A 25,858-nucleotide genomic window follows, 5' to 3' on the forward strand; every position below is an offset into this window, starting at 1 on the left:
GTCATATTTGGACGGTAGAATGCGGTCTGCAGGTGCGAATTTAGCCCTCAGCCCGCATTTTTTCGTTAAAAAGTGCGTAAAAAGGGTTTTCAATCTGTAAGACTGTGGTAGCCTAAGGTTCATAGCTACTTCTGAGGGGACTCTCAGAGGAGCTGGGAAAGAAATACGTTCGGTAATAAACGTGCTTGAACAATAATATCAACCTTGATATAAACGTTGTCGGCCCATTTAAAACCGAATGGAACCACGGAAACTTGATAATAACAATCTAAGGGGATGATACTGTGAACAAGTCTCAGCTTATTGACAAAATCGCGGCAGGTGCAGATATTTCTAAGGCTGCTGCTGGTCGTGCTCTGGACTCAATGATCGATGCAGTAACTGATGCTCTGAAAAAAGATGACCAAGTCGCATTAGTTGGCTTCGGTACATTTAGTGTACGTGAGCGTTCTGCTCGCACTGGTCGTAACCCACAAACTGGTGAGACCATTCAGATCGCTGCAGCTAAAGTACCTTCTTTCAAAGCAGGTAAAGCACTGAAAGACGCAGTAAACTAAGAAAGGCGCGTTAGCGCTTTTTTATTGAATTAAATAGTAACCCGGGGTTTAAAACCTCGGGTTATTTTTTATCTGAAGGGTGAGTTTTGCGACGAATCTACTTATAATGTCTCGTCGTTTTACCGGTAAATTAGGAAAGCCTTATTATGTTAGAGAGGATTCGGGAAGGTTCGCAGAGCTTTACTGCTAAAGCCATTCTGGTATTAATCATTCTAACTTTTGCTCTAGCAGGTGTTGGTGGCTATATCACCAGCGGCACAGAAGACGCTGTAGCAGAAGTTAATGGGGAAGAAATTCCTCAAAGTGCTTATGACAGAGCGTATGAAAACGAGCGTAGCCGCTTACAAGAGCAGTTCGGCGATATGTTTTCTGCCATCACATCAGACCCCAATTACATGAAAAACGTAAGAAGTGGTGTGTTGGAACAACTCATTGATCAGGAACTACTGAGACAATATGCAGAGTCTCAGGGAATGCGTGCTGGTCCAGACCAGGTCAAAGCAGCTATTCGCGATATTCCTCAGTTTCGTACAGCCGGACAGTTCGATAATGACATTTATTTAATGTCACTGCGAAATGCGGGGTATACGCCGGAATCTTTTGCCAACCTAATGCAACAGGACATGACTCGCAATCAGTTATTGCGCGGGCTTGCCGGCAGCGAATTCGTCCTAACGCCGGAATCTTTGGCGTTTATGCGTTTGCAAAGCCAAACACGCTCAGGTGGCTTTCTGGTACTTAACAACGAAGACTTTGCTGATGCAGTGGAAATTACTGACGCCGATGTCGACACTTTCTATCAGCAAAATCAGGATATGTTCCGCACCGAAGAACAGCTTAGTGTTGCTTATGTTGAACTGTCGCTAGCCGACATTGAGCAGTCGGTGGATATTACTGAAGAAGAAGTGCTCGAATATTATGAACAGCGCCAACAACAGTATACGACAGAAGAAGAACGCCGTGTTTCTCACATTTTGATTGAGCATGACACTGAAAATGCGCAGCAGAAAGCGGAAGAGGCGCTTCAGGAACTACAAAATGGTGCTGATTTTGCTGACGTTGCTCAGTCCTATTCAGATGATACGTTCTCTGCTGAACAAGGCGGTGACCTTGACTGGATAGAGAAAGGCGTAATGGATGAAGACTTTGACGATGCAGCCTTTGCGCTTGAGAACGTAGGAGATACTTCTGGTGTTGTTGAGACCAGCTTCGGTTATCACATTATTAAGCTGACAGACTTACGACCTGGTTCTGTGACGCCTTTCGATGAAGTCAAAGACGAAGTGAAACAGCAGTTATTGGCTCAACAAGCGGAAGATCGTTATTTCGAGCTGCAGCAAAAGCTGGCAGAAATTTCGTTCGAGCAGCCAGACACGCTAGAACCTGCCGCTGAAGAGCTGGGTGTTGAAGTGAAGCGCACAGACTTATTTACACGAAACCGTGCTCCGACAACGCTGAGTGACGATGTCGTGCTGAACAACATTTTCTCTGAACAGCTCATTGATGAGAAATTGAACAGTGAAATTATAGAAACAACGGATGATCGTTCATTGGTTGTCCGCGTGACTGAGCACCAGCCAGAGCGTGTGAAAGATATGGCTGAAGTTCGTGATCAAATTGTCGAGCAATTGCGCGTAGAAAAGGCTCAGCAGCTTGCTTTGCAACAGGCACAGGAAATAGCTGAACAATGGCGAGCGGGTACAGAGCCGGGTGAAGAGGTCACTTTAGTGGATAGCATCCAGCGTAATAGCCGTGAGTACTCAAGTACTTTAGTGCAGGAGCTGTTTAGGCTGACACCTAACGCAAATGGCGAGCCTACTTATGAAGCCGTAACATTACCTAACGGGGATGCTGCAATCGTTGCATTAACATCAGTAACAGCCGGTAACCCAGATGAAGCTCAAATGGATGGTTTAAAAGAGCAATTACAAAACCGTAAGGCTCAGGTAATGCTTCAGTCATTTATTGATACGCTAAAAGCGGATGCCGAAATTCGCAGAATGCGTCTTCAGTAAGTCACTACAGAGTAGTTGAAAGTTAAGAGCCCGGCTTAGCCGGGCTTTTTTAGTTCTTAAGATGGGTAGAGTTGTGGCAAGTTTGAGTGTTGTCTTTTTACGTTCAAATTGTCTACTTGCTTTCTGACTTTCTGATAAAGCACTTTACCTTCTGTCCATTGAGAGCCACCAACACTGTATAAGGATGCCTGCAGTGGCGTTATTTCGTCCTCAATATTCAGATGTTTAGCAATGTCCGCAAGGCTCTTAAAAGAACCGTCCAAATGCGTATGAGCCCAATTAATAAGGCTCTCTTGTGCGGCTTTAGCATCGTTGTTTTTGCAGGCTTTCTGAAAGTCTTGCCATGATTTACTGCGGTTTAAATTATCTGCACTTTCAGGCTTAACGGTTTTCTCTTGGTGTTTAACACTATTGCGCTTAATCAGCAGGTACAGGTTAAGCAGCAACGAAATGGCTAATCCGACCGCTAAGGCCCCGATGACCCAAATCGGGACCAACGGTTTAGGCGCAACCGTATTGCTGTTCGATCTCTCAGAGGTGTTCGTCGTTTCAATACTTTCAGAGTCTGGCCTACTGTCAGTCGGTGCAGCCTCAGTGATATCACTTTGCGTCATGCCCACAGGCATGATCACGGGCAAGGTCATACTCTCCGTTTTAGCCAAGGTTCGTTGCTCGGTTTTGGTATTAAACCAAGGCAGCTCAAACTCAGGAATTGTTAAATTACCTGCTTGCTCTGGTACAAGCGCAAAACTGACGGTTTTTTGAGAAATCACCACACCATTTCGAGTGAAACTGTCGGTTTCATCGTTGTCTGGGTAGACTCTGAAGCTGCTCGGAAAATCCGGTGCTATTTCTGGTAGTTGCTCAGGTTTCACTCCCACTGCCGTCAGCATATAAGACAAGGTAATAGGCTCTCCAGCTTTGTACTCCTCCTGCTCTGGGCTTATTGATGCTGATAAGCTGACCAACTCGCTGGGTAACCAGTGTCCGGTCCATGAGTCCGGCACCGGTTGCACATTAACGTCAATGCCTTCGGCTATTGCGCTCACTGGTTGGGTGTTTGAAAAAGAGGAAAAGATTGAGCGCTGCCCCTGTGTGAAAACCTCACCGTCAAAACGAGCGCCGGGTATGGTGATAGAACCTGATTTGTTAGGCGTTATTTGGTAAACGCGTTGGTAAACCTTATAACGGCGACCGTTGACCATTTGTGTGCTTTCTTCGTCACGGCCTATCTGTTGCACATCGGCATTGTCGACCTGAGGTGGCACCAGATTCCCTTTATTTAAGTCGGCTGCCAGAAACAGGCGGGCAACATAGGTAATTGGCTGTTGAAAATAGACATTGGTTGAATCAATTTGCGCTTCAATAAAGGCAATTCTCTGCTCAGTGTTGCTGTCGCTTCCCTGTTCAAGCACACGCAAATTAATTGGTTTAGACGACACTCCTTTAATAGTAATTTCCGGAATGGTGTACTCGCCGGGAGACTGTGGAATCAGTACCGTGGTAAAGCGTGTTTGCTTGCTTAGGTTGCCATTTACCATAGAGGTCTGGCGGCTGACAGAAGTGCGGCCGACAACAAAGTCCTCGAGCAGTTTTGACGCCTCAAATGTGTTATTCGATACGTCATCGTTAACCGTGACTGTCAGCACAAAAGACTCGTTTGCAGTCACTGGGTTTCTGTCGACCGTTGCTGTTACCTCGGTTACATCAGCGTTTGCGAGGCCACTGATTAACATGAGTAAAACAACGAGCAAGTTTACGGCTCTTACCATTTTTTCTTCTCTCCTTGTGGCTGAGAAGCTCTACGCTGGTTGCGGCGCTGGCTTTCCAATAACATCTTATTTCTTAGCAGTATGCTGGGATCATCCGGTACACGGTTCATCCATTGCTCTAGTTGACGTGCTTTTTCAGGATCAATCTCACCTTCTTTAAACTGAGCATTTTGCTGCTCTGCTTGACCATCAGCACTGTCTTCTCTTTGCTCATTCGCTTTTTTGCGCTCAGCGTCGTCCTGCGGCTCTTGTTCTTTCGGGTTTTGCCCCTGCTGTTGTTGAGCGTCTCTATTTTGGGGCTGAGATTGGGAATCTGAGCTGTCGCCTTGCTGGTTTTGGCCTTGGTTGTTGTTTTGGTTATTACCCTGTTTATCATTCGACTGCTCAGAACTTTTATCGGACTCTGAGTTTTCATCGCCAGATTCACCAGACTGCTCTTGCTGCTGCTTTTCTTGTAGCTTTTTCACTACATCCAAATTTTCTTTGGCTTGTTGCCAGTCCGGGCGTTGCTCTAAAGCTTGTTGGTAAGCTTCTGACGCCTGCTCGAATTGCTGCTGCTGCGCCAGCGCATTACCCCGGTTATAATGAGCTTCGGCCGAGTTGCTTTGGGCAAAAGAATCAGCCGCTTCGGCATACTTGCCTTGTTTGTAGAGTGCCGCACCTTTGCGAAGTGGGTCAGAACTTAGCTCGGATGCTCGCTCGAACTGCTTATTCTGGTAAAGCTGTTGGGCACGCTGCTCGTTGTTTAAAAACAGCGAACTGAGCACGCTCTCAGGAGTGTTCGGCTCAGCCTCCTGAGCATAGGCCTTCGGGGTGGATAACGACATTGGTATGATGAATGTCAGTATGAGTGGCGTCAAAAGGGCACCTCGACGCCAGCTCGCCAGTAATAAAGGCAGAATGAAAAGGGCGAGATAAGGACCCATATCTTTCCAAGCGTCTCCCCGCTGTTGCTGCTCGTTGTCTTTACCTTCACGGCTGAGTGGTGGCAATGCGGTGAGCGCTTCGATGTCGTCGTTAGTTGACGTCGCCTGAACAAAAACACCGTTGGTTATTTGTGCTAAGTCACTTAACCGATCCGGAAACAGTTTCGCTATGACGACTCGACCATTTTCTTTGACTAAACTGCCATTTGCGTTTCGAACGGGAGCTCCGTCTTCTGTACCCACGCCTAAAATTGAGACTCTGTGTTCAATATCGCGCAAGTAGTCCGTTAAAGGCTGTAAGTCGCGGCTGCTGATACCATCTGTTAGCCAGTAAATATCGCCCTGAGGGTATCCGGCGTTTGCCAGAAGTTCGTTAGCAAGTTTCAGGGCGCGTAAAGGCTCACTCCCTTCAAGGGGCATTATTTCCGGCGACAATGAGGGTATTAAGTTAATTAAGTTTCGGTTGTCCGCGGTTAACGGGCTAATAGTAAACGCATCGTCAGCATAGGCAATTAAACCGGTGTCGCCGTCAAGGCCAGAGCGAACTAAGTCTATCGCTTTAAAGCGTAGTTGAGTCAGACGGTTGGGTGTTATATCTTCCGCTAACAATGACGGTGACATGTCCATAATAACCACCTGACCGGACTCTAACTGATAAACAGGCTGTGGCAACTTTTCCCAAGTGGGTCCGGCAAGAGCCGTACTAGCAATAATTAGCATTAATGCGAGCCGGTGAATCGGCCAGCTGGATGCTTTGCCTCCCGAGTTAACCAGCACCTTCGCTAAATGACCAGGAAGAAACTGATTCCAGCCAGCTTCATGTTTATTCTGCCTGAGTAGTCGCCAGTACATAACGACAACAGGAAGCAGAGCAACAAGCCACCAGGGGCGAATGAAGTGAAAGTCGCTCATTATGACACCCTCCATGGCTTGTAACGACTCAGGGCCAGAGTGACTAAGGCAATGAAGCACAGTGAGAGTGGCCAATGGAATAAGCTGGCTCTGGGGCGAAGCTGCTGAGGGTCATCGTCCACGGGTTCCAATTCATCCAGTAACGTATAAATATTTTCGAGCTCTTCGGTACTTCTGGCGCGGAAATATTCGCCGCCGGTCTCGCTGGCTAATTTTTGCATTAAGGGTATGTCTAAATCGCGGCTTGGGTTAACCCGGCGCTGTCCGAAAAAGCTGTCAACGACCACTTCTTCCGCGCCAACGGCAATTGGATAAATAGTGACGTCATAGCTTTTGGCCAGCTCTAAAGCTTGCTCCGGAGTTAAATTACCTGCGGTGTTTTGTCCATCAGTGAGCAAAATGAGCACGCGATTGCTTTGCTCATCTTGCTGAAAGCGTTTAACCGCGAGGGCTATCGCATCGCCAATGGCTGTTCTTTCACCAACCAGCCCAAGTACCGATTCATTCAACATTTGTGCAATAGTCTGTCGGTCATACGTCATGGGCGCCTGTAAATAGGCGGTGTCGCCAAATAAGATAAGCCCCAGACGATCGCCTTCGCGACGCGTAATAAAGTCGCTAAGCACATGTTTGACCATCGACAACCGGTCGACCGACTGGCCGTTAATTTCCATATCGGCAATTTCCATGCTGCCCGACAAGTCTACTGCTAACATCATCTCCCTGCCTTCAGAGCGGGTTGCAACCGGCTCACCTAACCATTGTGGACGAGCAGTCGATGAAACGAGCGACACCCAGGCAATGGCTAGTACCGTTAAGAAAAGCCACTGGCTCTTTAAAGTTTGCTGCTCACTGGACAGCCCATATAAGTTGGGCAGCCGAATAGCCGAACGGGTGTTCTTTCGAGTGGGTATTAACCACCAGACCAATGCCGGTAGTGGTAATAAAAGAAACATCCAGGGCCAGGCAAACTCAAACATTGCGCTCTCCCGGCATTTTACTCAGCTCTAACTGCAACCATTGGCAGCCAGCTGCTTTGTATAGTTCGCAGAATGTATTACTTGCTTGTCCGTATAACTGGCTATTAATGTCGTACTGCTGCAGTTCCGCATTAAAATGTTGCTGCGATTTTTCACTCATACCTGAGAGTAAAAACGCGATCCACTGTTGTCCGTGTAAGTTAGAAACCGTTTGCTGAGGATAATAGGCAAGCGCTACGCGCTTAAGTAATCGGGTGATTTGCTCAGTGGTGGCTGGCGTTAATGCTTGTAACTGTTTGTAGGCTTCACGGCGAGCCCGCGCCCTTAATCGCCGTTGAACCAGCCAATAGCTAATCGACGCTACAATTGCGATGAATAGTAAGGCGGCACCAAGGCTCCACCATGTCGGTGGCCACCAACTGGCATCAGCTGGCGGGACAATGTCATTGAGCTGACTGAGCGATGCTTGTTGTATCATGAAATATCGCTCCACTGTACTTCAATCGGTTGCGCACTGCTCACCGGTGTAAACAGCAGCTGCCGGTTTGCAAAACTCTTTTCAAGCGCCTGCCAGTGGCTCTGGGCCGCTTTTTCGTATGTGTCTGTCTGACGTTTATTGGTTAAGTCGATATCGACTTGTTGTTGACCATTAGACACAGCTAAAGGCTGAATGGAATGTCCTTGAGGAAGCGCTTTTTCCATAGGATCATAAATACCGTAGCAACGCACCATGTTATGTTTCGATAACACTTGCAGCCCATCAACAATGTTTTTGTCGGCATTATGAAAATCACTAATAACATGAATAATACTGCCGGGCTTAACCAGTTGACGTAACCGCTTTAACGATTCGGACATAGGCTCTGCTGGAGTCGATACCTTTTTCTGCCAGCGCGCTAAGCTGTCCTTACTCACGTCAACAAGGCCGTGCAATAGCCGTAAGACGCCTTGTTGGCGCGCGGCCGGTTTAAATTCATTATGAAGCCAGCCGTTGCTAATGAGTCCGCCGACACGGTCACCTTTGTGCTGCGCCTGCCAGGCAATGGCTGCAGCAAGGTGCGCAGCCTGAACCGACTTAAATACAAACTCACTGCCAAATAACTGAGACAACGACAAATCGACCCAAATGAACACAGGCTTTTCTTTTTCTTCCCGGTAAAGCTTGGTATGGGCTTTACCGGTTCTTGCTGTTACGCGCCAGTCAATAGCACGAATGTCGTCGCCAGCCTGATAATGCCTCACTTCGTCAAACTCCATACCGCGCCCCCGGACTTTACTGAGTAAAGGGCCCGATATCGTTGTTCGCGGCAGCGTTTTTTTGTGCTTAGCAAAAGCGGCAATTTTACTGCGATAATACATAAGCTCCTGCATACCCAGCGAAATGCCATCGGTATGCAGTTGTTTTAGCCATTGTGAAACGTCCAGTTGAGGCATTACGGCGCTGGCACCAGTTTCAGTATTGTGTTGATAACTTGATCGTGTGTGACGCCGTCAGCTTCAGCCTGGTAGCTCAGTATGATTCGATGGCGTAATACGTTATGGCAAATGGACATAACATCGTCCGGAGTGACAAAGTCGCGACCTGCCAGCCAAGCTTGAGCACGTGCGCAGCGCTCTAATGAAATAGTGGCACGCGGGCTGGCGCCATAGCCAATCCATGACGCCAGAGCGGCGTCATAGTGCTCAGGTTGCCGGGTGGCAATAATTAACTGAACTAAGTAATTTTCTACTGCGTCGTCCAGATACACTTCCAGCACTTCTTTACGAGCATTGAATAAGTCTGTCTGCGTTAGCGGTTTTGGAGCTGGCATTTGCTCGTTTAGCGCTTCTCCTCGGGTCAACCTGAGAATTTTTTGTTCGGTTTCTGCGTCAGGGTAGTCCAGCTTTAAATGCATTAAGAAGCGGTCTAACTGTGCCTCAGGAAGCGGATAGGTACCTTCCTGCTCTAACGGGTTTTGTGTTGCCAGCACCATAAATAAGTCAGACAGCGGATAACTGCGTTGCCCCACGGTAATTTGGCGTTCGGCCATAGCCTCCAGCAACGCTGACTGAACTTTGGCAGGAGCCCGGTTTATCTCATCCGCTAAAATCAAGTTATGGAACAAAGGGCCTTGTTGGAACTCAAAAGTCCCGGTCTCGGGACGGTAAATATCCGTACCGGTCAAGTCAGCCGGCAGCAAGTCGGGAGTAAACTGAATACGGTGAAAATCGCCCTCAATGCCATTCGCTAAGCTCTGCACTGCGCGAGTTTTGGCAAGACCTGGTGGTCCTTCCACCAATAAGTGTCCATCGGCTAATACCGCGATTAATAAATTACGGGTAAAGTCGGGCTGTCCCAGAACTTGCTGGTTCAGGTAGTCTTGTAATTGTTGAAATGCTGTCGATGACATCTTGACTCCAGGCTGTCGAATCCGGTGAAAAGTGACTATGCTGTCAGTACCGTTTATGCAATGACAGTAACAATGTAGTCTTTGTTCCGAATTTTCAATTGTATTGCCATACTGTACCGAAAACGAAGGTTTTAATCTGCTCTATTAAGCGCTAGAATTTGTAACATATTTTGTGGTCAGACCAGTAATGGTTGATGAAGCGAGGAAAAGTTATGTCAGAAGCACAGCAAGTGCGTACCGTTAACGGTGAACGTATCGCCTTTGTGGCGGGGTTACGAACGCCGTTTGCTAAGCAGGCAACAGAATTTCATGGCGTGCCGGCGGTTGACTTGGGAAAAATGGTTGTTCAGGAGCTGGTCAATAAAACCGGTATCGAAGTTGAGTGGGTTGAACAACTGGTATTCGGGCAAGTCGTTCAAATGCCGGAAGCGCCGAATATTGCCCGCGAAATAGTGTTAGGAACCAGCTTGCCGGTGAACACCGATGCCTACAGTGTGTCACGTGCGTGTGCAACGAGCTTTCAGTCTGCGGTTAATATTGCAGAAGCAATGATTGCCGGACATATTCGCGGTGGTATTGCCGGCGGTGCTGATTCTTCGTCGGTATTGCCTATAGGTGTGAGTAAACGCTTAGCTCGCGCGTTGGTTGATCTGAATAAAGCCAAGACACTGGGTCAGCGCTTATCGATTTTAAAACGTCTTAAGTTTAAAGATTTACTGCCAGTGCCGCCAGCTGTGGCTGAGTACTCAACCGGTTTGAGCATGGGACAGACTGCAGAGCAAATGGCTAAAACCCACAGTATTAGTCGTGCTGACCAAGACGAACTGACGGTGCGTTCGCATCAAAAGGCACACGCTGCCTGGGAAGCAGGATGGTTGGATGGCGAAGTTATGACGGCCTATCCGGAACCCTATAAAAAGCACTTAAGCCGCGATAACAATATTCGAGGTGACAGCCAGGTCGACAAACTCTCAAAGCTGAAGCCAGTGTTTGACCGCAAGCACGGCTCGGTTACAGCAGCCAATAGTACGCCGTTAACCGATGGTGCTTCTGCGGTATTGATGATGACAGAAAGTCGGGCAAAAGAGTTAGGGCTACCTGTGCTGGGATATTTACGCAGCTACGCCTTTGCGGCGCTGCAGGTCGAAGAAGATATGCTGATGGGGCCGTCTTATTCTACGCCAGTTGCGCTCGACAGAGCGGGTATGACGCTAAACGATCTTGATTTAATTGATATGCATGAAGCTTTTGCAGCACAAACATTAGCCAATATGAAAATGTTTGCTAGTGACAAATTTGCGAAGGAAAAGCTAGGACGTGACAAAGCCATTGGCGACATTGATATGGACAAATTTAACGTACTGGGCGGCTCAATTGCCTATGGGCACCCGTTTGCAGCAACCGGTACGCGTATGATTACGCAAACGTTGAATGAATTACGTCGACGCGGCGGTGGTGTCGGTTTGACAACAGCCTGTGCTGCGGGTGGATTAGGTGCTGCAATGATTGTGGAGACAGAATAATGAGTCAGGATAAAGCATTCACGATGGATATACGCGACGACGGCGTAGCTGTTGTCACAATTGATGTTCCGGGTGAGTCGATGAATACCTTAAAAGACTCATTTGCGGATGAAGTTGGTTCGCTGCTGAACAAGCTGGAAAGCGACAGCTCAATTAAGGGCGTTGTTTTTATCAGTGGTAAACCCGGTTCGTTCATTGCCGGCGCTGATATTAATATGATAAACGACTGCGAAACCGCTGCGGATACAGAAAGCCTGGCTCGTAAGGGGCAAGCCATGTTTGACCGTATTGAGCAGTTGGATGTGCCGGTCGTGGCCGCTATTAATGGTGCATGCCTTGGTGGTGGACTTGAGCTTGCTATGGCGTGTCATGTCCGTGTTTGTACGGATAACTCAAAGACTGTGCTTGGTTTACCGGAAGTGCAGTTAGGTCTTCTGCCAGGCAGTGGTGGCACGCAGCGTTTGCCGCGTCTGGTGGGTATTCAGCAGGGCTTAACGATGATGCTAACCGGCAAGCAATTGCGCGCTAAACAAGCGAAGAAAGCGGGCTTAGTAACAGAAGTTGTGCCGCAAAGTATTTTACTGGATGTGGCGGTTGAGCATGCACTGAAACGCAAACCCAAAGCAAGTAAGCCGCCATTAAAAGGCTTTAGTAAATTGCTGGAAGCCACTAAATTCGGTCGCGATATTATTTTCAAAAAGGCGGGTGAACAGGCGCAGAAGAAAGCACAAGGTAACTACCCGGCCATTGATAAGATCATACAGACTGTACGTGAGGGTATTGAGAGAGGTCAGGAAGCAGGACTTGATAAAGAAGCGCGCAGTTTTGGCGAGTTAGCCATGACCCCTGAGTCGTATCAACTGCGTCAGATTTTCTTTGCAACCACCGAAATGAAGAAAGAAACCGGCGCTGATGGCGTCGAGCCTGATCCGATAAAACGCGTTGGCGTTCTAGGCGGTGGCTTGATGGGCGGTGGTATTGCCTATGTAACCGCGGCTAAAGCAAATATTCCTGCACGCATTAAAGACATTTCTGAAGACGGTGTGCGCCATGCCCTGCATTACAGCTACGAGCGTTTAATTAAGAAAGTGAAGCGCAAGCACATGCGCCGTGCAGAGTATGAAAAGACCATGCTGATGTTAAGCGGGACGCTTGATTACAGCGGCTTTGAGCGCACAGATGTGGTCATTGAAGCGGTTTTTGAAGATCTTGAGCTAAAACAGAAAATGGTTGCGGATATTGAAGCGCATGCCAGTGAGTCGACAATTTTTGCTACCAACACCAGTTCACTGCCTATTACACAGATTGCCGCTAAGGCGAAGCGCCCGGAACAGGTTATTGGTTTGCATTACTTCTCTCCGGTCGACAAAATGCCGCTGGCGGAAATCATTACGCATGAAGGTACCTCAGATAAAACCATTGCGACCACCGTGGCATTAGCTAAAAAGCAGGGTAAGACACCTATCGTGGTTAAGGATGGTGCGGGCTTTTACGTAAACCGTATCCTGGCGCCTTACATGAACGAAGCCGCACGCTTGATGCTTGCCGGTGAACCTATTGAGAAGCTGGATAAGACGTTAGTTAAGTTTGGCTTTCCGGTTGGCCCTATGACTTTACTGGACGAAGTGGGTATTGATGTCGCGGCGAAAGTGGCGCCTATTTTGGTCAACGAATTGGGTGATAGGTTCGAGGCGCCACAGGCGTTTGAAAAACTGATTGATGACGACCGTAAAGGTAAAAAGAACCAGAAAGGCTTTTATAAATACGGTAAAGGCGTGAAAGGTAAGCCGGTGGACACGTCAGTTTATTCGTTACTGAGCGTTGATCCGAACGAAAGCAAATCAGCCGAAGATATCGTTGATATTTGTTTGCTACCGATGCTGAATGAAGCCGTTTATTGCTTGCAGGAAGGCATTATTCGTAGTCCGCGTGACGGCGACATAGGCGCCATTTTCGGTATTGGCTTCCCGCCGTTCTTAGGTGGACCGTTCCGTTATATGGACAGTCAGGGGATTGGTAGCATCGTTGCTAAGCTGGAAGCGTTAGCTGGCGAGCGAGGTGAACGTTACACGCCGGCGCCACTGCTAAAAGAAATGGCGAAAAACGGCGAGCGTTTCTACTCTTAAGTGAGCGGTTAAACGTCAATCACGTCTGCTGTGTGCTGTTTGATAAACTCAATAAAGTCGTCAGCAGGCATTGGTTTCGCATAATAAAAGCCTTGGATGTATTCGCATTCAAGGCTTTTTAATTGCTCCAGCTGAGCTTCAGATTCAACTCCTTCGGCAATCACTTTCAGACCGAGATTATGAGCCATACCAATAATTGAGGCTACCATGCTGCGGTCTTTCGGGCTGGTGGTTATGTCATCAATAAAGGCTTTGTCTATCTTTAAGCTGTCCATCGGGAACCGCTTAAGGTAAGCAAGTGACGAATAGCCCGTTCCAAAATCATCAAGGGCCAGCTTAACGCCCATATCAGACAGGTTCTCCATCATAATAATCGCGCGTTCAGGGTCGCTCATGACCATGCCTTCGGTTATTTCAAACTCAACATGGCGCGGCTGTAGGGACTCTTCACGCAATATACTATCTATCTGCAATGCCAGACCAGATTGCATAAACTGACGAGCCGACAGGTTAATTGCAATGGTTTTTGGCGACCCAGAGTACTGCATGAAGGTTTTCATCGCTTGGCATGATTGACGTAAAACTCGCTCTCCAAGTTCAATAATCAGGCCTGTTTCCTCCGCCAAAGGAATGAAGTCAGCCGGGCTTATCTGAGAGCCGTCCTCACTTTTTATTCTTGCCAGCGCTTCTATACCGGCTATGTGTCCAGTATGAACCTCAATCTTTGGTTGATAGTAAACTTCAACGCCATTATTTTTCAAAGCGACGCGCAGTTGGTTCTCCAGCTTCAGTCGCTGCACGGCGTTCTCATTCATCGACTGGCTGAAAAACTGATAGCAATTTCCGCCGCGCTGTTTGGCGTGATACATCGCCATATCGGCTTTTTGCAGAAGTTCTTGTGAGGTAATGCCGTCATGTGGAAACAGGACAATACCAATGGAACTGCCAATAACAATGTCGTGATTGTTAACAGAATAGGGCTCTGCAATGGTACGGTTAATTTTGTGCGCTAAGTCACCGATAAGATGCAAGTCAGTACTGTCTTCGATCAATAACCCGAACTCATCACCACCCAGTCGGTAAAGTGTATCCTGCCGTCGACTAATATCCATAAGCCGCTCAGCAACCAGGCAGAGCAAATCATCACCAACTTCATGCCCCAGCGAGTCGTTTATCTTTTTAAAGTCATCTAAGTCAAACAACAGCAGGGTGTGAGAGACTTTTTTACGCACTAAGTTCGAGTGACTTACCTGAAAGTATGAGCGGTTAGGCAAACCGGTTAAGGTGTCAGTATTTGATAAGCGGCGAAGCTCGCTTTCCGTGCGCTGGCGCTCAGTAACATCAGAGAAGCTGGCAACGATGAAAGATAAGTCGCCTTCATCATCATGGACCGCGTCTAAGGTTAACTCCATTAAAAACTCACTGCCGTCAGCTTTTAGGTCGCTTAACTCACCACGCCAGGTACCTTCTTTGATGACTGTACGCTTAATCTGGTTGGTAAATTCTTCAGAGTATAAGTCGAGGTGAAAACTTTTACTCAAAACCTGTTCCCGCGGGTACCCCAGTATGCGCTCAAAGGCTTTGTTGACCTCTACTTTCTTGAAGAAGCGATCGAAAATACAAATACCGTCAGAAATATTGGTGATGGACGCTGCCAGCATATCAATTCGGTCTTGTGAGCTAACGAGACTACTTACGTCACTCAATGTACCGTGCATCACTGCAGAGCCATTGGTACGCTCGAGACAGCCTTGATCAAGCACCCAAAGCCAGTTGCCATTGTTGTTGATACGGTAAGAACACTCATAATACTCAGAGTCGCCGTTCAAATGCTTGTCCAGTGCGGACTGCATGCGAAGAACATCGCCGGGATGAATGTTTGATGCGGTACTTTGTGGGGACTTCAAGCGGCGGCCGTCGACAGGAAATGCTGGGCACTGTGGCCAGATATGCTGCCTTAAAAGTTCACCGGTCGATAAATCCCATTGCCAATATTGACTGCGGCTAAACCGTAACGCTTTTGCCTGTCCGTCGAGAGAGGCAATAACGGTATTGATACGTTTCAATTTATGGCGGTACAGGGCTATCACTATGACCATTAGCAAAAAACTAATGGCTAGGTAACTAATATAAGCGTACGGCGTACTCCAGAATGAATGAGAAATGCGATAACGCGTTTGGCTTTCAGCAGACCAATTTTCGCCATCCATAGAGGCCTGAACGGTTAACTGATAGGTGCCGGGTATTGATTGTTCAAGACGCAGCGGTAGCTCAGAATGAGTCAGATAAGCCCATTTGTCGGAGTCACTGTCGAGTCTGTAGCGATAAATGAGTTCTTCCACTGGACTAAAGAATGGAATGGAAAACCAGGTGTTGAGCGCCTTATTCATTTGTTTTGTATCAATAGCGAGCGATGAATAAAACAATGATGGTGCATTATTTATTGTTTGTTTTGAGCCAATTTCTGAAAAGTCATTTATTGGGAACGCTGCTTTGTCAGAATGAAGCCAAAGTGTATCGCCTAGACGTGTAAGCCAAAAATCATCCGTTGGAGAATAATTTAGGGACATTTGCAGCCAGGTCTGGGTGACCGTGTTATACCGATACAGTTGATGACTTAATGTGATTAAATAAACATTGTCTGAGTAGGCTTCTATGTCTTTTATTTGTTCTTGGTTTGGGGGATTTACGATTTCGATGATTTCTTCTTTGTCGAAATCATAATGGACAATGCCTAAGTCGGATTCGACCCAATAATTGTGATTGTTCACTCGACTGAAAGTGCTTGCTTGTTTGAGCGAGCCGGGTAAGTAAGATTTAGTATTTCCGCTCAGTTTATTGGGCCTCGTAAAACTTTTCAGGATGGCCGGCGCATAGTTTGTCGGAATTTCATAAAGTCCGTTAGACGCGGTTGCAATGTATAAATCGCCGTTAACATTGAAGGTTAACTTGCCCGTAATGCCGCCAGTCGTCAGCTGCTCTAGTGCTCCGGAATTCAACGTGTAAATGGCTTTTTCGGTTGCAATAAATAACTGCTTATCGTGAACCTTTATATCAACAATAACTTCGTTGAGCTTTTCTATGGCTTTAGGCGTAGGCATTTTTCGTAGTTCATCATTGAGTACTTTGATGCCATTATCTGTCGCAAGCCAAAGGTTATCGTTAAAAGACGTCAAGGCGTATAGATTCGTTGCGTCGAGTTTGTCTGTAATCGGGTTGCTCTTTGTAATTGAAAATACATTTTCGGATGAGCCATCCCAAACGTAGATCCCGCCTGCCACCGTGCTTAACCAAAACCAATCGTTATGAAAATGGATAAAACGGATATCTGTAATGGGTTGACCGCTGTATCTGAGTGGCTGCTCTTTGAAGGAGTGAGTTTGCGCGTCGAAAATAATCAGGTTTTCCGTTGTTGCTAAAAGCAGTCGGTTGTTCTTAGCTGAACTAATATGGTTTAGCTGTACCGTCCTCTGGTTGTGGTTGGGCAAGGCGAATGAGGCCCATGAGCGATCGGATGATAGTATCCACAAGCGTTCTTTGTCTGCCGCCCATAGTCGATCTTTAGTGCCCAACAAACGCGCTGAGGAAGGCTTTTCTATGGAATTAATATCGTTAGCTGAAGTAAACTTCTTGCCATCGTATCGAACAAGTTCTTTCGCTGTTGATACCCAAAGGAAGCCTTGAGGACCGATCGTTACATCGTCCACATAGTTACTGGGTAACCCGTCAGCCGTCGTAATGAAATGCCCATTCTGTACCTGAAGGAGAGGTGGGACATCGGTCTCGGAATAGGCTAAGCCGGTAAACAAAAGTAAAAAGCATGCGTAGGTGCACTTCCACACCTTTGTTGGCAAAGTCATTATCACAAGAGATCCGATGGCCGTTTTAACGGCTCTTTTTGTTAGTTAAATGTTAATCTAATGGTTCGACATTTTATTGTCAAAGCCTATTTTACTTGCCTTGCGAGGTAGTTTGAAGCCTTAACCATCCTGAATTTTGTGACAATTTTTGTTTTATGTCAGACAGCCAGTCAGCCAATTGATATTTACCCAATGCGTCAAGGAGTCTTAATTGCCGATTAAATGAGGTGTCGCCGAGTTGTATTGCGCCCCATAAGCGCTGACTTTTAACCCGTAAACTTCGGTCTCGGGTGCGAATTTGTTGCTCCAGCACGGATTTACTGTGATGCCAGGCTTTCAGGGTTGTTGAGTCCAGTTGGACAAAGAGTTGCTCCAGACTGTTTAAAATTTCAGTCGTTAGTCTGTCGGTTGAAGCTGTGTTTGACTGAATAAAGAAGAGAATGCCTGGTAGTCGTTGTATCGGAAAATATTGACTTCCTGCTGCGTAGCCAAGCTGTTTCTTGGTGCGGATATCGTGAAAGAAGGGTTGATGCACCAGTTGTTGCAGCAGCATGTAGCACACCTGCTCTTGTTCACTGTCATTATTACCCTGTTGGTAAAACAACACGGCGTTATCCGAGTGAGAGCAGGGCACCTCCAGCGTTTTGCTCAGAAAATCGCCAACCCTTTTTACCGTCTCTCTGTCTTTTGCGGCCGGTTGCTGTGTGGGTAAGTTTTCACGAATAAGTGTTGCGAGTCTATCAGCCTGTTGGCTCTGCCAGTCTCCGTGCATAAAGGCCTGTACATAGACAGGTTCAAACATCTTTTCTAATGCCTGAGTAAACTCACGAAATGACAAAGACAGTAGCTGATTGGCCAGCTCAGGTAGTCTAAATAGTCCCGGCTGTAATTGTTGGTTTAGCTCTGCAAAGAGTTTGTTTAAGGGTTGATTTTGATGAGCCGACTGCCAATTGGCGACCAAAGTGTGTTTGATATCCCGGAAGCGACGATGAGCGAACTTTAATAGCAATGCCCGTTTCATTAAATGTGACATTAAAGGCAGTTGCCCTTCGGATAGCCCGGTAGTATGAATGACAATACCCTGTTGAGTGGGGTAGATATTAAAATGCAACCCGGCAACTTCCGCGTCGTAGAGGTCATCGTTTAGCGCATCAATGATAAGCTCTGACCAAAGCCTTGCTATAGCAAAATAATAGGCTGAGCTAGTGACAGCTGGTAGCTTAAGGGCCAAGTAAATATGACCTTTTGGCACTCTAAATTCGTTATCTTGTAGGTGCCAAAGCTCCATTAAGTCTGAACTTGAAAGGCACGTGGGCAACGCATTTTCTGATTCCAGGGGTTGAGGGTGTAGCCGGTCGTTTATAAAGCGGTTACGTTTAGGCAACATGGCGTTGAAGTCACAGGGGAACCGAGTGAAAAGGTCTAACTGAGACTCGGTGAGCTTTGTTACGCTGTATTCGGTATCGTAAATGGGAGCCTTTTGGTTCGTTTCGACATCTGGCGAGATTAAGGTAATGCGGCTATGCGCTGGCGTCATGAGGGCTAAAAGCTTCGCTGCGTAATCATGATCGAGCCCATCCATTCGGTAATCACCGTAAATGATATCGGCTTTGCTGTAGTGGAAGGCGTTAATACTTAACTGACTAACTAATTCACCAACAGGAGTTGGCTCCTGATACAAAAAGCTCAGCTCTGATGTGACTTTCCTCTCTTGATAACGCCAGTCCTCAATTCCGTCGGTATTGATTTTGCCTAAGTAGGCGAAAACCCACTGGAGTATCGTCGTTATATTTTTGCGACCCGACTCCGTTAGCTGAATATTAACATTAAAGTCTTTAAAGTTACTGCCGCTAATACCGCCGCCGGCTGACAAAGAGTTTATCCAGCCTTTGTCACGTAAGCAGTTAAATAAACTGCCGGGCCCCTCGTACCCAACTATATGGGCGATAAAGCTGGTGGTCTTATTTCGGTAGTCTTGATCTATGCCCGGCAATGGAAAGGTGAGAATTAGGCGGTAGGCTTTTTTTAACGGTCTCACCTGCAAAAACAGTCCTTTTTGCTCGGCGGTATAAAGCGGAGCTTTAATCGATAGTTTGGGCTTTTTGTGGTTTTGTATGTCAGCAAAAAGCGTTTGAATGATATCCGCTAGCTTAGTTAATGATTGCGGTCCGGCAACCACCAATTGCATTTGATTGGCACTATAGTGGTCTTGATAAAACTGAATTAACTTTTGTTGTAAGGTGCCGTGTTTATCATCTTTTAATGTGTTCAGGTTTCCGACAGAGAATTGGGAAAAAGGATGGTCTTGATTCGCCGTGACTTTATGAACCTGGTAAAGCCGACGTAGTTCATCTTTTTGCTTTAACCGAAACTCTGACTCGATTGATTGTTTTTCTTTTTGCACCCACTCATTAGAAAATAAAGGCTCTTTTAATATTGATGCGAAGCGTTCTAAAGCGGTTTCCAGAGCGTTGGCGTTGCAGTCAAAATGAAAATTCGTGAACTCTGTACCTGTCCAGGCGTTATGCTGGCCGCCATGTGCACTAAGAAAGTCATTGAATGAACTTGGTTCTGGGTAAGACTGGCTGCCCATAAAAAACATGTGTTCTAAAAAATGAGCGAGGCCTTGAGTATGAGGTGGATCATCAAAGTGGCCTGCGTTTACGGCCATTGATGCAGCAGCCTTGGAACTGTCAGGACAATGGACTAGCAGCACTTTAAGTTGGTTTTCTAAAACCAAGTGCTGATAGTCACGTTTGTCACTGGGACTTCGGACAACACGGACGAGCTCATCAGGCGTTGAGGAGTTCGCCATAATGCTCCTTAGTTCATGTTAGGGCTTATTACTGATCAAGAGGCTGATCAAACTGTTCTGACTTTGCAAAATCACCGCTTAAATCACTTAGCCGCTCGTTATTAAAAGTTAATATGAGTTCTTTACGGTATATTTTGCCTTCGTTCGGATTCATGTTGTAGAGGTAAACCCAACGGTCTGAGTCAAAACTGTTTTCAGCAACCGGCTTACCCAACACATAAATAACCTGCTCTTCGGTCATGCCGACACGAAGTTTATCAACATCGTCCTGCTCAAGGTAATTGCCTTGAGGAATATCGATTCTGTAAACCATACTATCAAGCATGGAGCAGCCGCCTAAGCTCAGGAGTGCGGCGATACAAACTGCAAATTTGGTCATGAAGTACCTATTGTTCTTTATTGTCACTGTATTCGACTTTTGACGATGATAAACAAAGCAGCCCCTGAACACCAGCACAGTCAGCGACTAACTTGCTAAAAGTTCTTTTGCGTTTGCTTTTGCCATATCGGTAACGCTATCTCCGCCTAATAAGCGAGCAAGCTCTGTCACCCGCTCGTTATGACTGAGAGCAGTTACCGTCGTTTCTGTTTCATCATTGTCACTGTATTTACTGACCTGGAACTGATTATCAGCTTTTGCAGCAACCTGTGGTAAGTGAGTGACGCAAATAACTTGAGCGGTTTTTCCAAGCTCACGTAGCATCTTGCCAACAATAGCCGCAGTTGGGCCGCTTACACCAACATCAACTTCATCGAACATCATAGTTGGCACTGACTTCTGGGTTGCTGTCATGACCTGTATGGCAAGACTAATACGCGAAAGTTCACCGCCCGATGCAACTTTACTGAGAGACTGCAGTGGCTGGCCTGGGTTGGTTGTCACTTCAAATTGAATATCATCAGTACCCAGACGGGATGCCTTTTTAGCCGAGTCATGCTCGACATCAATAATGAATCGACCGTGAGGCATGTTGAGCTCATGCATTGACTGTGTAATTTTCTGGCTCAACTCATCAGCTGCTTTTTGACGACTGGAAGAAAGTTTCTGCGCCAATGCACGGTAATCAGTTTCAGCTTGCTGGCGATCGGCATCAAGCTGTTCAAGGTTTTTATCAGCATTAACAATGTTATCGAGTTCGGCATTCAGTTTTTGGTGATGTTGCCACAAATCAGCAGCGGCAACCTGATGCTTTTTGGCTAAGCTAATGGCTTTACTGAGGCGCTCTTCAACAATGTCCAGCTCAGCAGGATCGAGCTCTAGTTCATCCTGATAATGTCTCAGTTCGAGTGCGGCTTCCTCAATATGTACTTTGGCCTGTTCCAATAACTGGCAAACCGGCTTTAGGTGCTCATCGATATCCGCTGCTTCTTCCAATCGTTGATTCGCTGAAGAAACCAGCCCTGTTGCATTGTTATGCTCGCCCTCGTAAAGCGCACTGAGTGAAAAGGCACTGGCTTCCATTAAGTATTTACTGTGACTTAACTTTTTATGGCGTAGTTCCAGTTCTTCAAATTCGCCTTCAGTAATCGCAAAGTCATTCAGTTCTTCCACCTGATATTCAAGTAATTGTCGTTGCGCCTCCAGTTCATCTTGTTGCTGAATATAATGCTTGTACTCCTTTTCAAGCTCGAACCATTGGCGGTACTGCGCTGCAACCGCTGACAGCAAATCAGTGTGTCTTGCGTAGTTATCGAGCAGCTCTAATTGATGGTCTTCTTTTAATAATAATTGGTGTTCATGCTGCCCGTGGATATTAACTAATAGGGGAGCCAGCAGTTTTTGTTGGTTTAGCGCAACCGGGGTACCGTTTATCCAGGCTTTTGAGCGACCATCGCGCTGAATGACACGTCGTAAAATACACTCTTCTTCCGAATCGAAGTCATTTTGATTAAGCCACTGGGCGGCAGGACTGTTTGAATCAACCGTAAAAACTGCGCTAATTTCTGCTTTGTCCTGACCTGGCCGGACCCAGTTAGCGTCAGCTCTGGCACCTAAACATAAGCTTAAAGCATCTAAGGCAATGGATTTACCAGCCCCGGTTTCGCCCGTGATGGCAGTCATGCCTTTTGCGAAATCGATATCTAAAGACTTTACGACAGCAAAATTGCGGATGTGTAACTGAGCTAACATAAATGCACCTTATAGACGTGTACGTTCAGAGTACTGTTGATTTGTACAGTTTATACAGTATTTATACAGTACTATTTTTTTATTGCAAGCTCAGTTTGCTTATCACGACTAAAATAGTCGGCTGCCCCAGCCGAGTTTGTTACGCAGTACGTGGTAATAGTTATGGTCGACGGGGTGAATCATTTTTAACGCATGATCATGTTTTTTAAGAACAATATCATCGCCTGGATGCACTGCCATCCGTACGTGGCCATCGCAGCTAATTTGCAATAAATCATTGTCGTAGGCCGCACGCAGCCGTATATGACTCTCTCCGTCGACAACAATAGGGCGGCTACTCAATGTATGCGGAAACATAGGCACCAACGTCATTGCGTTGAGGTTCGGGTGCAGAATAGGGCCGCCACCGGACAGTGAGTAGGCCGTGGAACCTGTAGGGGTGGCGCAAATTAACCCGTCGGAACGCTGACTAAAGACAAAGTGGTCGTCAATATACAGCTCAAACTCTATCATGTGTGCGACTTTGTCAGAGTGCAGAACAATTTCGTTAATGGCACGCCCTGCACCAGCCGGAGACCCGTTGCTAATCACTTCAGCGGAAAGTAGAAAACGTTTCTCAACATGGTATTCGCCTTCTAAAACGTTAAGCAAGTGGGTCATTACTTCGTCAGGGTCTAGGTCAGTCAGAAAGCCTAAATTGCCCCGGTTCACACCAATAACTCCTATGTCGTATTCGCACAGGGCTCTGGCTGCTCCTAACATATTACCGTCGCCGCCGACGACAACCGCAATATCCGCCCATTCACCTAATTCAGAAAGGCCCATGGTTTTTATTTTACCGGACTCGAGCAGCTTCTGAGGTAACTGTTCAGCGGTGCGGGATTCAAGTGCTATGTCATAGCCACGTTCGTTTAATGCCGTCGTCACCGTTTCTAAAGTGAGTTGTGTGCCGCGGTCATTGACCTTACCTAGTAAGCCAATTCTTTGAAATGCGCTCATAATGACAGTTCCTGTGGTTTAGGCTGTTAACGCTAATATCAGGTGGAAAATTTATCAAGTCATAGAAAGCCCCTTGAAAGTAAAAAACTTGCCCCCATTAACTTGGCAACCTCAATTTAAACCCGACTGAAGAGAGTCAAATATGGCGGATAAGAAAGACCAACAGACTGAACAGAATGTTGACCAGACGGTTGAGCAACAGCAAGCAGAGCAGCAGGCTGCGCAAGCGGCAGAAGACGCGTTGCAACAGGATGCTGCTGCAGCTGAAGCTGAAACAGCAGGCACATCAGCCGATCAAACTGACAAAATTGCAGAGCTTGAGCTCGCTCTGAGTAAAGCTGAAGCTCAGGTAAAAGAGCAGCGCGACTCAGTGCTTCGTACACAGGCGGAAATGGAAAATGTAAGACGCCGTGCCAGTCAGGACGTTGAAAAAGCTCATAAGTTTGCTTTGGAAAAATTCGCTAATGAGTTGCTTACTTCGGTGGACAACTTAGAGAGAGCGCTGCAACTGGCTGATCAGCATGACGAATCAAGCCGCAACTTTATTGAAGGGATTGAGCTGACTTATAAAAGCCTTACCTCAACATTAGAAAAGTTCGGTGTAAAAGCAGTGGGTGAAGAGGGCGAAGCCTTTAACCCTGATTTACATCAGGCAATGTCGATGCAAGAGTCAAGCGAGCATTCAAATAACACCATTATGGCAGTGATGCAAAAAGGCTATGAGTTAAATGGCCGCTTGCTACGTCCGGCAATGGTTATGGTTGCGCGTAATTCAGACTCAGGTGTTGATACGAAAGCATAAAGATTAATCAAATATCCTGTCACAGGGTGTTGAAATCGAAATAGAGAGCCCCCAAATAAGGGGTAACGAAACAAATTTCATGAATCTGGAGTTGGAGACGAATCATGGGCAAAACAATTGGTATTGACTTAGGTACAACAAACTCTTGTGTTGCTGTACTGGACGGCGGTAAAGCACGCGTTATTGAAAACGGCGAAGGCGACCGCACAACCCCGTCAGTGGTTGCATTCACTGACGATGGCGAAATTTTGGTGGGTTCACCGGCGAAACGTCAGGCTGTCACTAACCCGAACAAAACCTTGTTCGCAATTAAACGTTTGATTGGTCGTCGTTTCCAAGACGATGAAGTACAGCGTGACATTGGCATTATGCCTTACAAAATTGTAAAAGCTGACAATGGCGACGCTTGGGTAGAAGTGGATGGCGATAAAAAGGCACCACCACAAATTTCTGCAGAAGTTCTGAAGAAAATGAAGAAAACTGCAGAAGAGTTCCTGGGCGAGAAAGTAACAGACGCAGTTATTACTGTTCCTGCATACTTTAACGATGCTCAGCGTCAGGCAACTAAAGACGCGGGTAAAATCGCCGGCTTGGAAGTTAAACGTATCATTAACGAACCAACCGCTGCTGCCTTAGCTTACGGTATGGATAAGAAGTCTGGCGACAATGTTATTGCTGTCTATGACTTAGGTGGTGGTACCTTCGATATCTCTATCATTGAAATTGATGAAGTTGAAGGCGAGCACACGTTCGAAGTATTAGCGACTAATGGTGATACGCACTTAGGTGGTGAGGACTTTGATAATCGCTTAATCAACTACTTGGTTGAGCAGTTTGAAAAAGACCAAGGCATCGACCTGCGTAAAGATCCTTTAGCGATGCAGCGCTTAAAAGAAGCGGCAGAGAAAGCGAAAATCGAACTGTCATCTGCGCAGCAGACTGAAGTGAACCTGCCTTACATCACGGCAGATAACACTGGTCCTAAACATATGGCTATTAAAGTGACTCGTGCGAAACTTGAGTCGCTGGTTGAAGACTTAATTAAGAAGTCGCTTGAGCCGGTTAAGCAGGCACTGGCTGATGCTGACCTGTCAGTAAGCGATATCAACGACATTATTATGGTCGGTGGCCAAACGCGTATGCCTAAAGTGAGTGCGGCAGTGACTGACTTCTTTGGTAAAGAGCCACGTCGTGACGTGAACCCAGATGAAGCGGTAGCGATGGGTGCTGCAGTTCAAGGCGGCGTTCTTTCTGGTGATGTGAAAGACGTACTGTTACTGGACGTATGTCCGCTGTCACTTGGGATTGAAACCATGGGCGGCGTAATGACTAAGCTGATTGAGAAGAACACCACGATTCCGACGAAAGAATCGCAAACCTTCTCAACGGCGGAAGACAATCAGTCTGCGGTAACTATCCATGTTATTCAGGGTGAACGTAAGCGCTCAGCCGATAACAAGTCATTGGGTCAGTTTAACTTGGAAGGTATCCGCCCGGCAGCGCGTGGTGTACCGCAAATCGAAGTGACGTTTGACATTGATGCGGATGGTATCCTGCACGTATCGGCGAAAGACAAAGACACTGGTAAAGAGCAGAAGATCACCATTAAAGCGTCTTCTGGTCTGGATGAGTCTGAAGTCGAAAAAATGGTGAAAGACGCAGAAGCTCACGCTGAAGAAGACAAGAAGTTTGAAGAGATGGTGCAGGCGCGTAACCAAGCTGACGGCTTAGTTCATGCAACTCGTAACCAGCTGAAAGAAGTGGGTGACGCCCTGTCTCAGGAAGACAAGGATGCTATCGAGAAAGCGTGTGAAGAGCTTGAGCAGGCAGCTAAAGATGGCGATAAAGAAGCCATTGATGCGAAGTCTCAAGCGTTGATGGAAGCGTCTCAAAAACTGATGGAAGCTGCTCAACAACAGCAAGCTCAGCAAGGCGCTGAAGGTGCAGCTGGCGGCGAACAGTCTTCGTCAAAAGCGGATGATGACGTTGTTGATGCTGAATTTGAAGAAGTCAAAGACGACGACAAGAAGTAAGCAGTAAGGCAACTTCG

General features: G+C 46.8%; 17 protein-coding genes. 6 read left to right on the top strand and 11 right to left on the bottom strand.

Features of this window, described 5'->3' with window-relative positions; all coding sequences use genetic code 11:
• Positions 1–284: 284 nt before the first annotated feature.
• Both hupB and EST55_RS00895 read left to right on the top strand, forming a co-directional pair.
• A complete protein-coding gene (gene hupB, locus EST55_RS00890; protein WP_011234253.1) occupies positions 285–557 on the top strand; it encodes a nucleoid-associated protein HU-beta in 273 nt (90 codons plus the stop codon).
• A gap of 146 nt (positions 558–703) precedes the next feature.
• Positions 704–2,572 carry a SurA N-terminal domain-containing protein gene (locus EST55_RS00895; RefSeq protein ID WP_129496179.1) on the top strand — a complete coding sequence of 623 codons (1,869 nt, stop codon included), beginning with the start codon at positions 704–706 and terminating at the stop codon, positions 2,570–2,572.
• Positions 2,573–2,628: 56 nt separating this feature from the next.
• On the opposite strand, the gene EST55_RS00900 is transcribed toward EST55_RS00895, so the two are convergent.
• From EST55_RS00900 to EST55_RS00925, 6 genes are read right to left on the bottom strand one after another with little or no spacing between them, the layout of a single operon-like run.
• Entirely contained in the window at positions 2,629–4,344 is a 1,716-nt protein-coding gene (locus EST55_RS00900; RefSeq protein WP_129496180.1) for a BatD family protein, read from the bottom strand.
• Entirely contained in the window at positions 4,338–6,182 is a 1,845-nt protein-coding gene (locus tag EST55_RS00905) for a tetratricopeptide repeat protein (protein ID WP_129496181.1), read from the bottom strand. The genes EST55_RS00900 and EST55_RS00905 overlap by 7 nt, the downstream gene beginning before the upstream one ends.
• On the bottom strand, positions 6,182–7,162 hold the full coding sequence (locus EST55_RS00910; protein WP_129496182.1) for a VWA domain-containing protein: 981 nt from the start codon (positions 7,160–7,162) through the stop codon (positions 6,182–6,184). Before EST55_RS00910 ends, EST55_RS00905 begins: the two co-directional genes overlap by 1 nt.
• Positions 7,155–7,640, bottom strand: coding sequence for a DUF4381 domain-containing protein (locus EST55_RS00915; protein ID WP_129496183.1), 486 nt, complete (start codon positions 7,638–7,640; stop codon positions 7,155–7,157). The genes EST55_RS00910 and EST55_RS00915 overlap by 8 nt, the downstream gene beginning before the upstream one ends.
• Complete coding sequence (locus EST55_RS00920; protein WP_129496184.1) at positions 7,637–8,596, bottom strand: DUF58 domain-containing protein; 960 nt, start codon at positions 8,594–8,596, stop codon at positions 7,637–7,639. The genes EST55_RS00915 and EST55_RS00920 overlap by 4 nt, the downstream gene beginning before the upstream one ends.
• Positions 8,596–9,552, bottom strand: a complete 957-nt coding sequence (locus EST55_RS00925; protein WP_129496185.1) for a MoxR family ATPase — start codon at positions 9,550–9,552, stop codon at positions 8,596–8,598. The genes EST55_RS00920 and EST55_RS00925 overlap by 1 nt, the downstream gene beginning before the upstream one ends.
• 212 nt (positions 9,553–9,764) lie before the next feature.
• On the opposite strand from EST55_RS00925, the gene fadI reads away from it, so the two are divergent.
• Both fadI and fadJ read left to right on the top strand, forming a co-directional pair.
• Positions 9,765–11,075, top strand: coding sequence for an acetyl-CoA C-acyltransferase FadI (fadI, locus tag EST55_RS00930; protein WP_129496186.1), 1,311 nt, complete (start codon positions 9,765–9,767; stop codon positions 11,073–11,075).
• Positions 11,075–13,201 (top strand): fatty acid oxidation complex subunit alpha FadJ, encoded by a 2,127-nt coding sequence (gene fadJ / locus EST55_RS00935; RefSeq protein WP_129496187.1) that lies wholly within the window; start codon positions 11,075–11,077, stop codon positions 13,199–13,201. The genes fadI and fadJ overlap by 1 nt, the downstream gene beginning before the upstream one ends.
• Before the next feature lie 8 nt (positions 13,202–13,209).
• On the opposite strand, the gene EST55_RS00940 is transcribed toward fadJ, so the two are convergent.
• The 5 genes from EST55_RS00940 to nadK form a co-directional block, all read right to left on the bottom strand.
• The gene (locus tag EST55_RS00940; RefSeq protein ID WP_129496188.1) at positions 13,210–17,061 is read right to left on the bottom strand and encodes an EAL domain-containing protein; all 3,852 of its coding nucleotides are present in this window, start codon (positions 17,059–17,061) and stop codon (positions 13,210–13,212) included.
• Between the two features lie 91 nt (positions 17,062–17,152).
• Positions 17,153–19,876, bottom strand: a complete 2,724-nt coding sequence (locus EST55_RS00945; protein ID WP_129496189.1) for an insulinase family protein — start codon at positions 19,874–19,876, stop codon at positions 17,153–17,155.
• A 28-nt stretch (positions 19,877–19,904) separates the two neighbouring features.
• Positions 19,905–20,255, bottom strand: coding sequence for an outer membrane protein assembly factor BamE (gene bamE / locus EST55_RS00950; RefSeq protein ID WP_100690461.1), 351 nt, complete (start codon positions 20,253–20,255; stop codon positions 19,905–19,907).
• An 87-nt stretch (positions 20,256–20,342) separates the two neighbouring features.
• The gene (recN, locus tag EST55_RS00955; RefSeq protein WP_129496190.1) at positions 20,343–22,007 is read right to left on the bottom strand and encodes a DNA repair protein RecN; all 1,665 of its coding nucleotides are present in this window, start codon (positions 22,005–22,007) and stop codon (positions 20,343–20,345) included.
• Between the two features lie 108 nt (positions 22,008–22,115).
• On the bottom strand, positions 22,116–23,006 hold the full coding sequence (gene nadK / locus EST55_RS00960) for an NAD(+) kinase (protein ID WP_100690459.1): 891 nt from the start codon (positions 23,004–23,006) through the stop codon (positions 22,116–22,118).
• Between the two features lie 142 nt (positions 23,007–23,148).
• On the opposite strand from nadK, the gene grpE reads away from it, so the two are divergent.
• Entirely contained in the window at positions 23,149–23,808 is a 660-nt protein-coding gene (grpE, locus tag EST55_RS00965; protein WP_129496191.1) for a nucleotide exchange factor GrpE, read from the top strand.
• A 104-nt stretch (positions 23,809–23,912) separates the two neighbouring features.
• On the top strand, positions 23,913–25,841 hold the full coding sequence (gene dnaK / locus EST55_RS00970) for a molecular chaperone DnaK (protein ID WP_088768530.1): 1,929 nt from the start codon (positions 23,913–23,915) through the stop codon (positions 25,839–25,841).
• The last annotated feature ends 17 nt before the right edge of the window (positions 25,842–25,858 follow it).

It is taken from the genome of Idiomarina sp. 29L, assembly GCF_004123135.1.
Classification (GTDB): Bacteria; Pseudomonadota; Gammaproteobacteria; order Enterobacterales; family Alteromonadaceae; genus Idiomarina.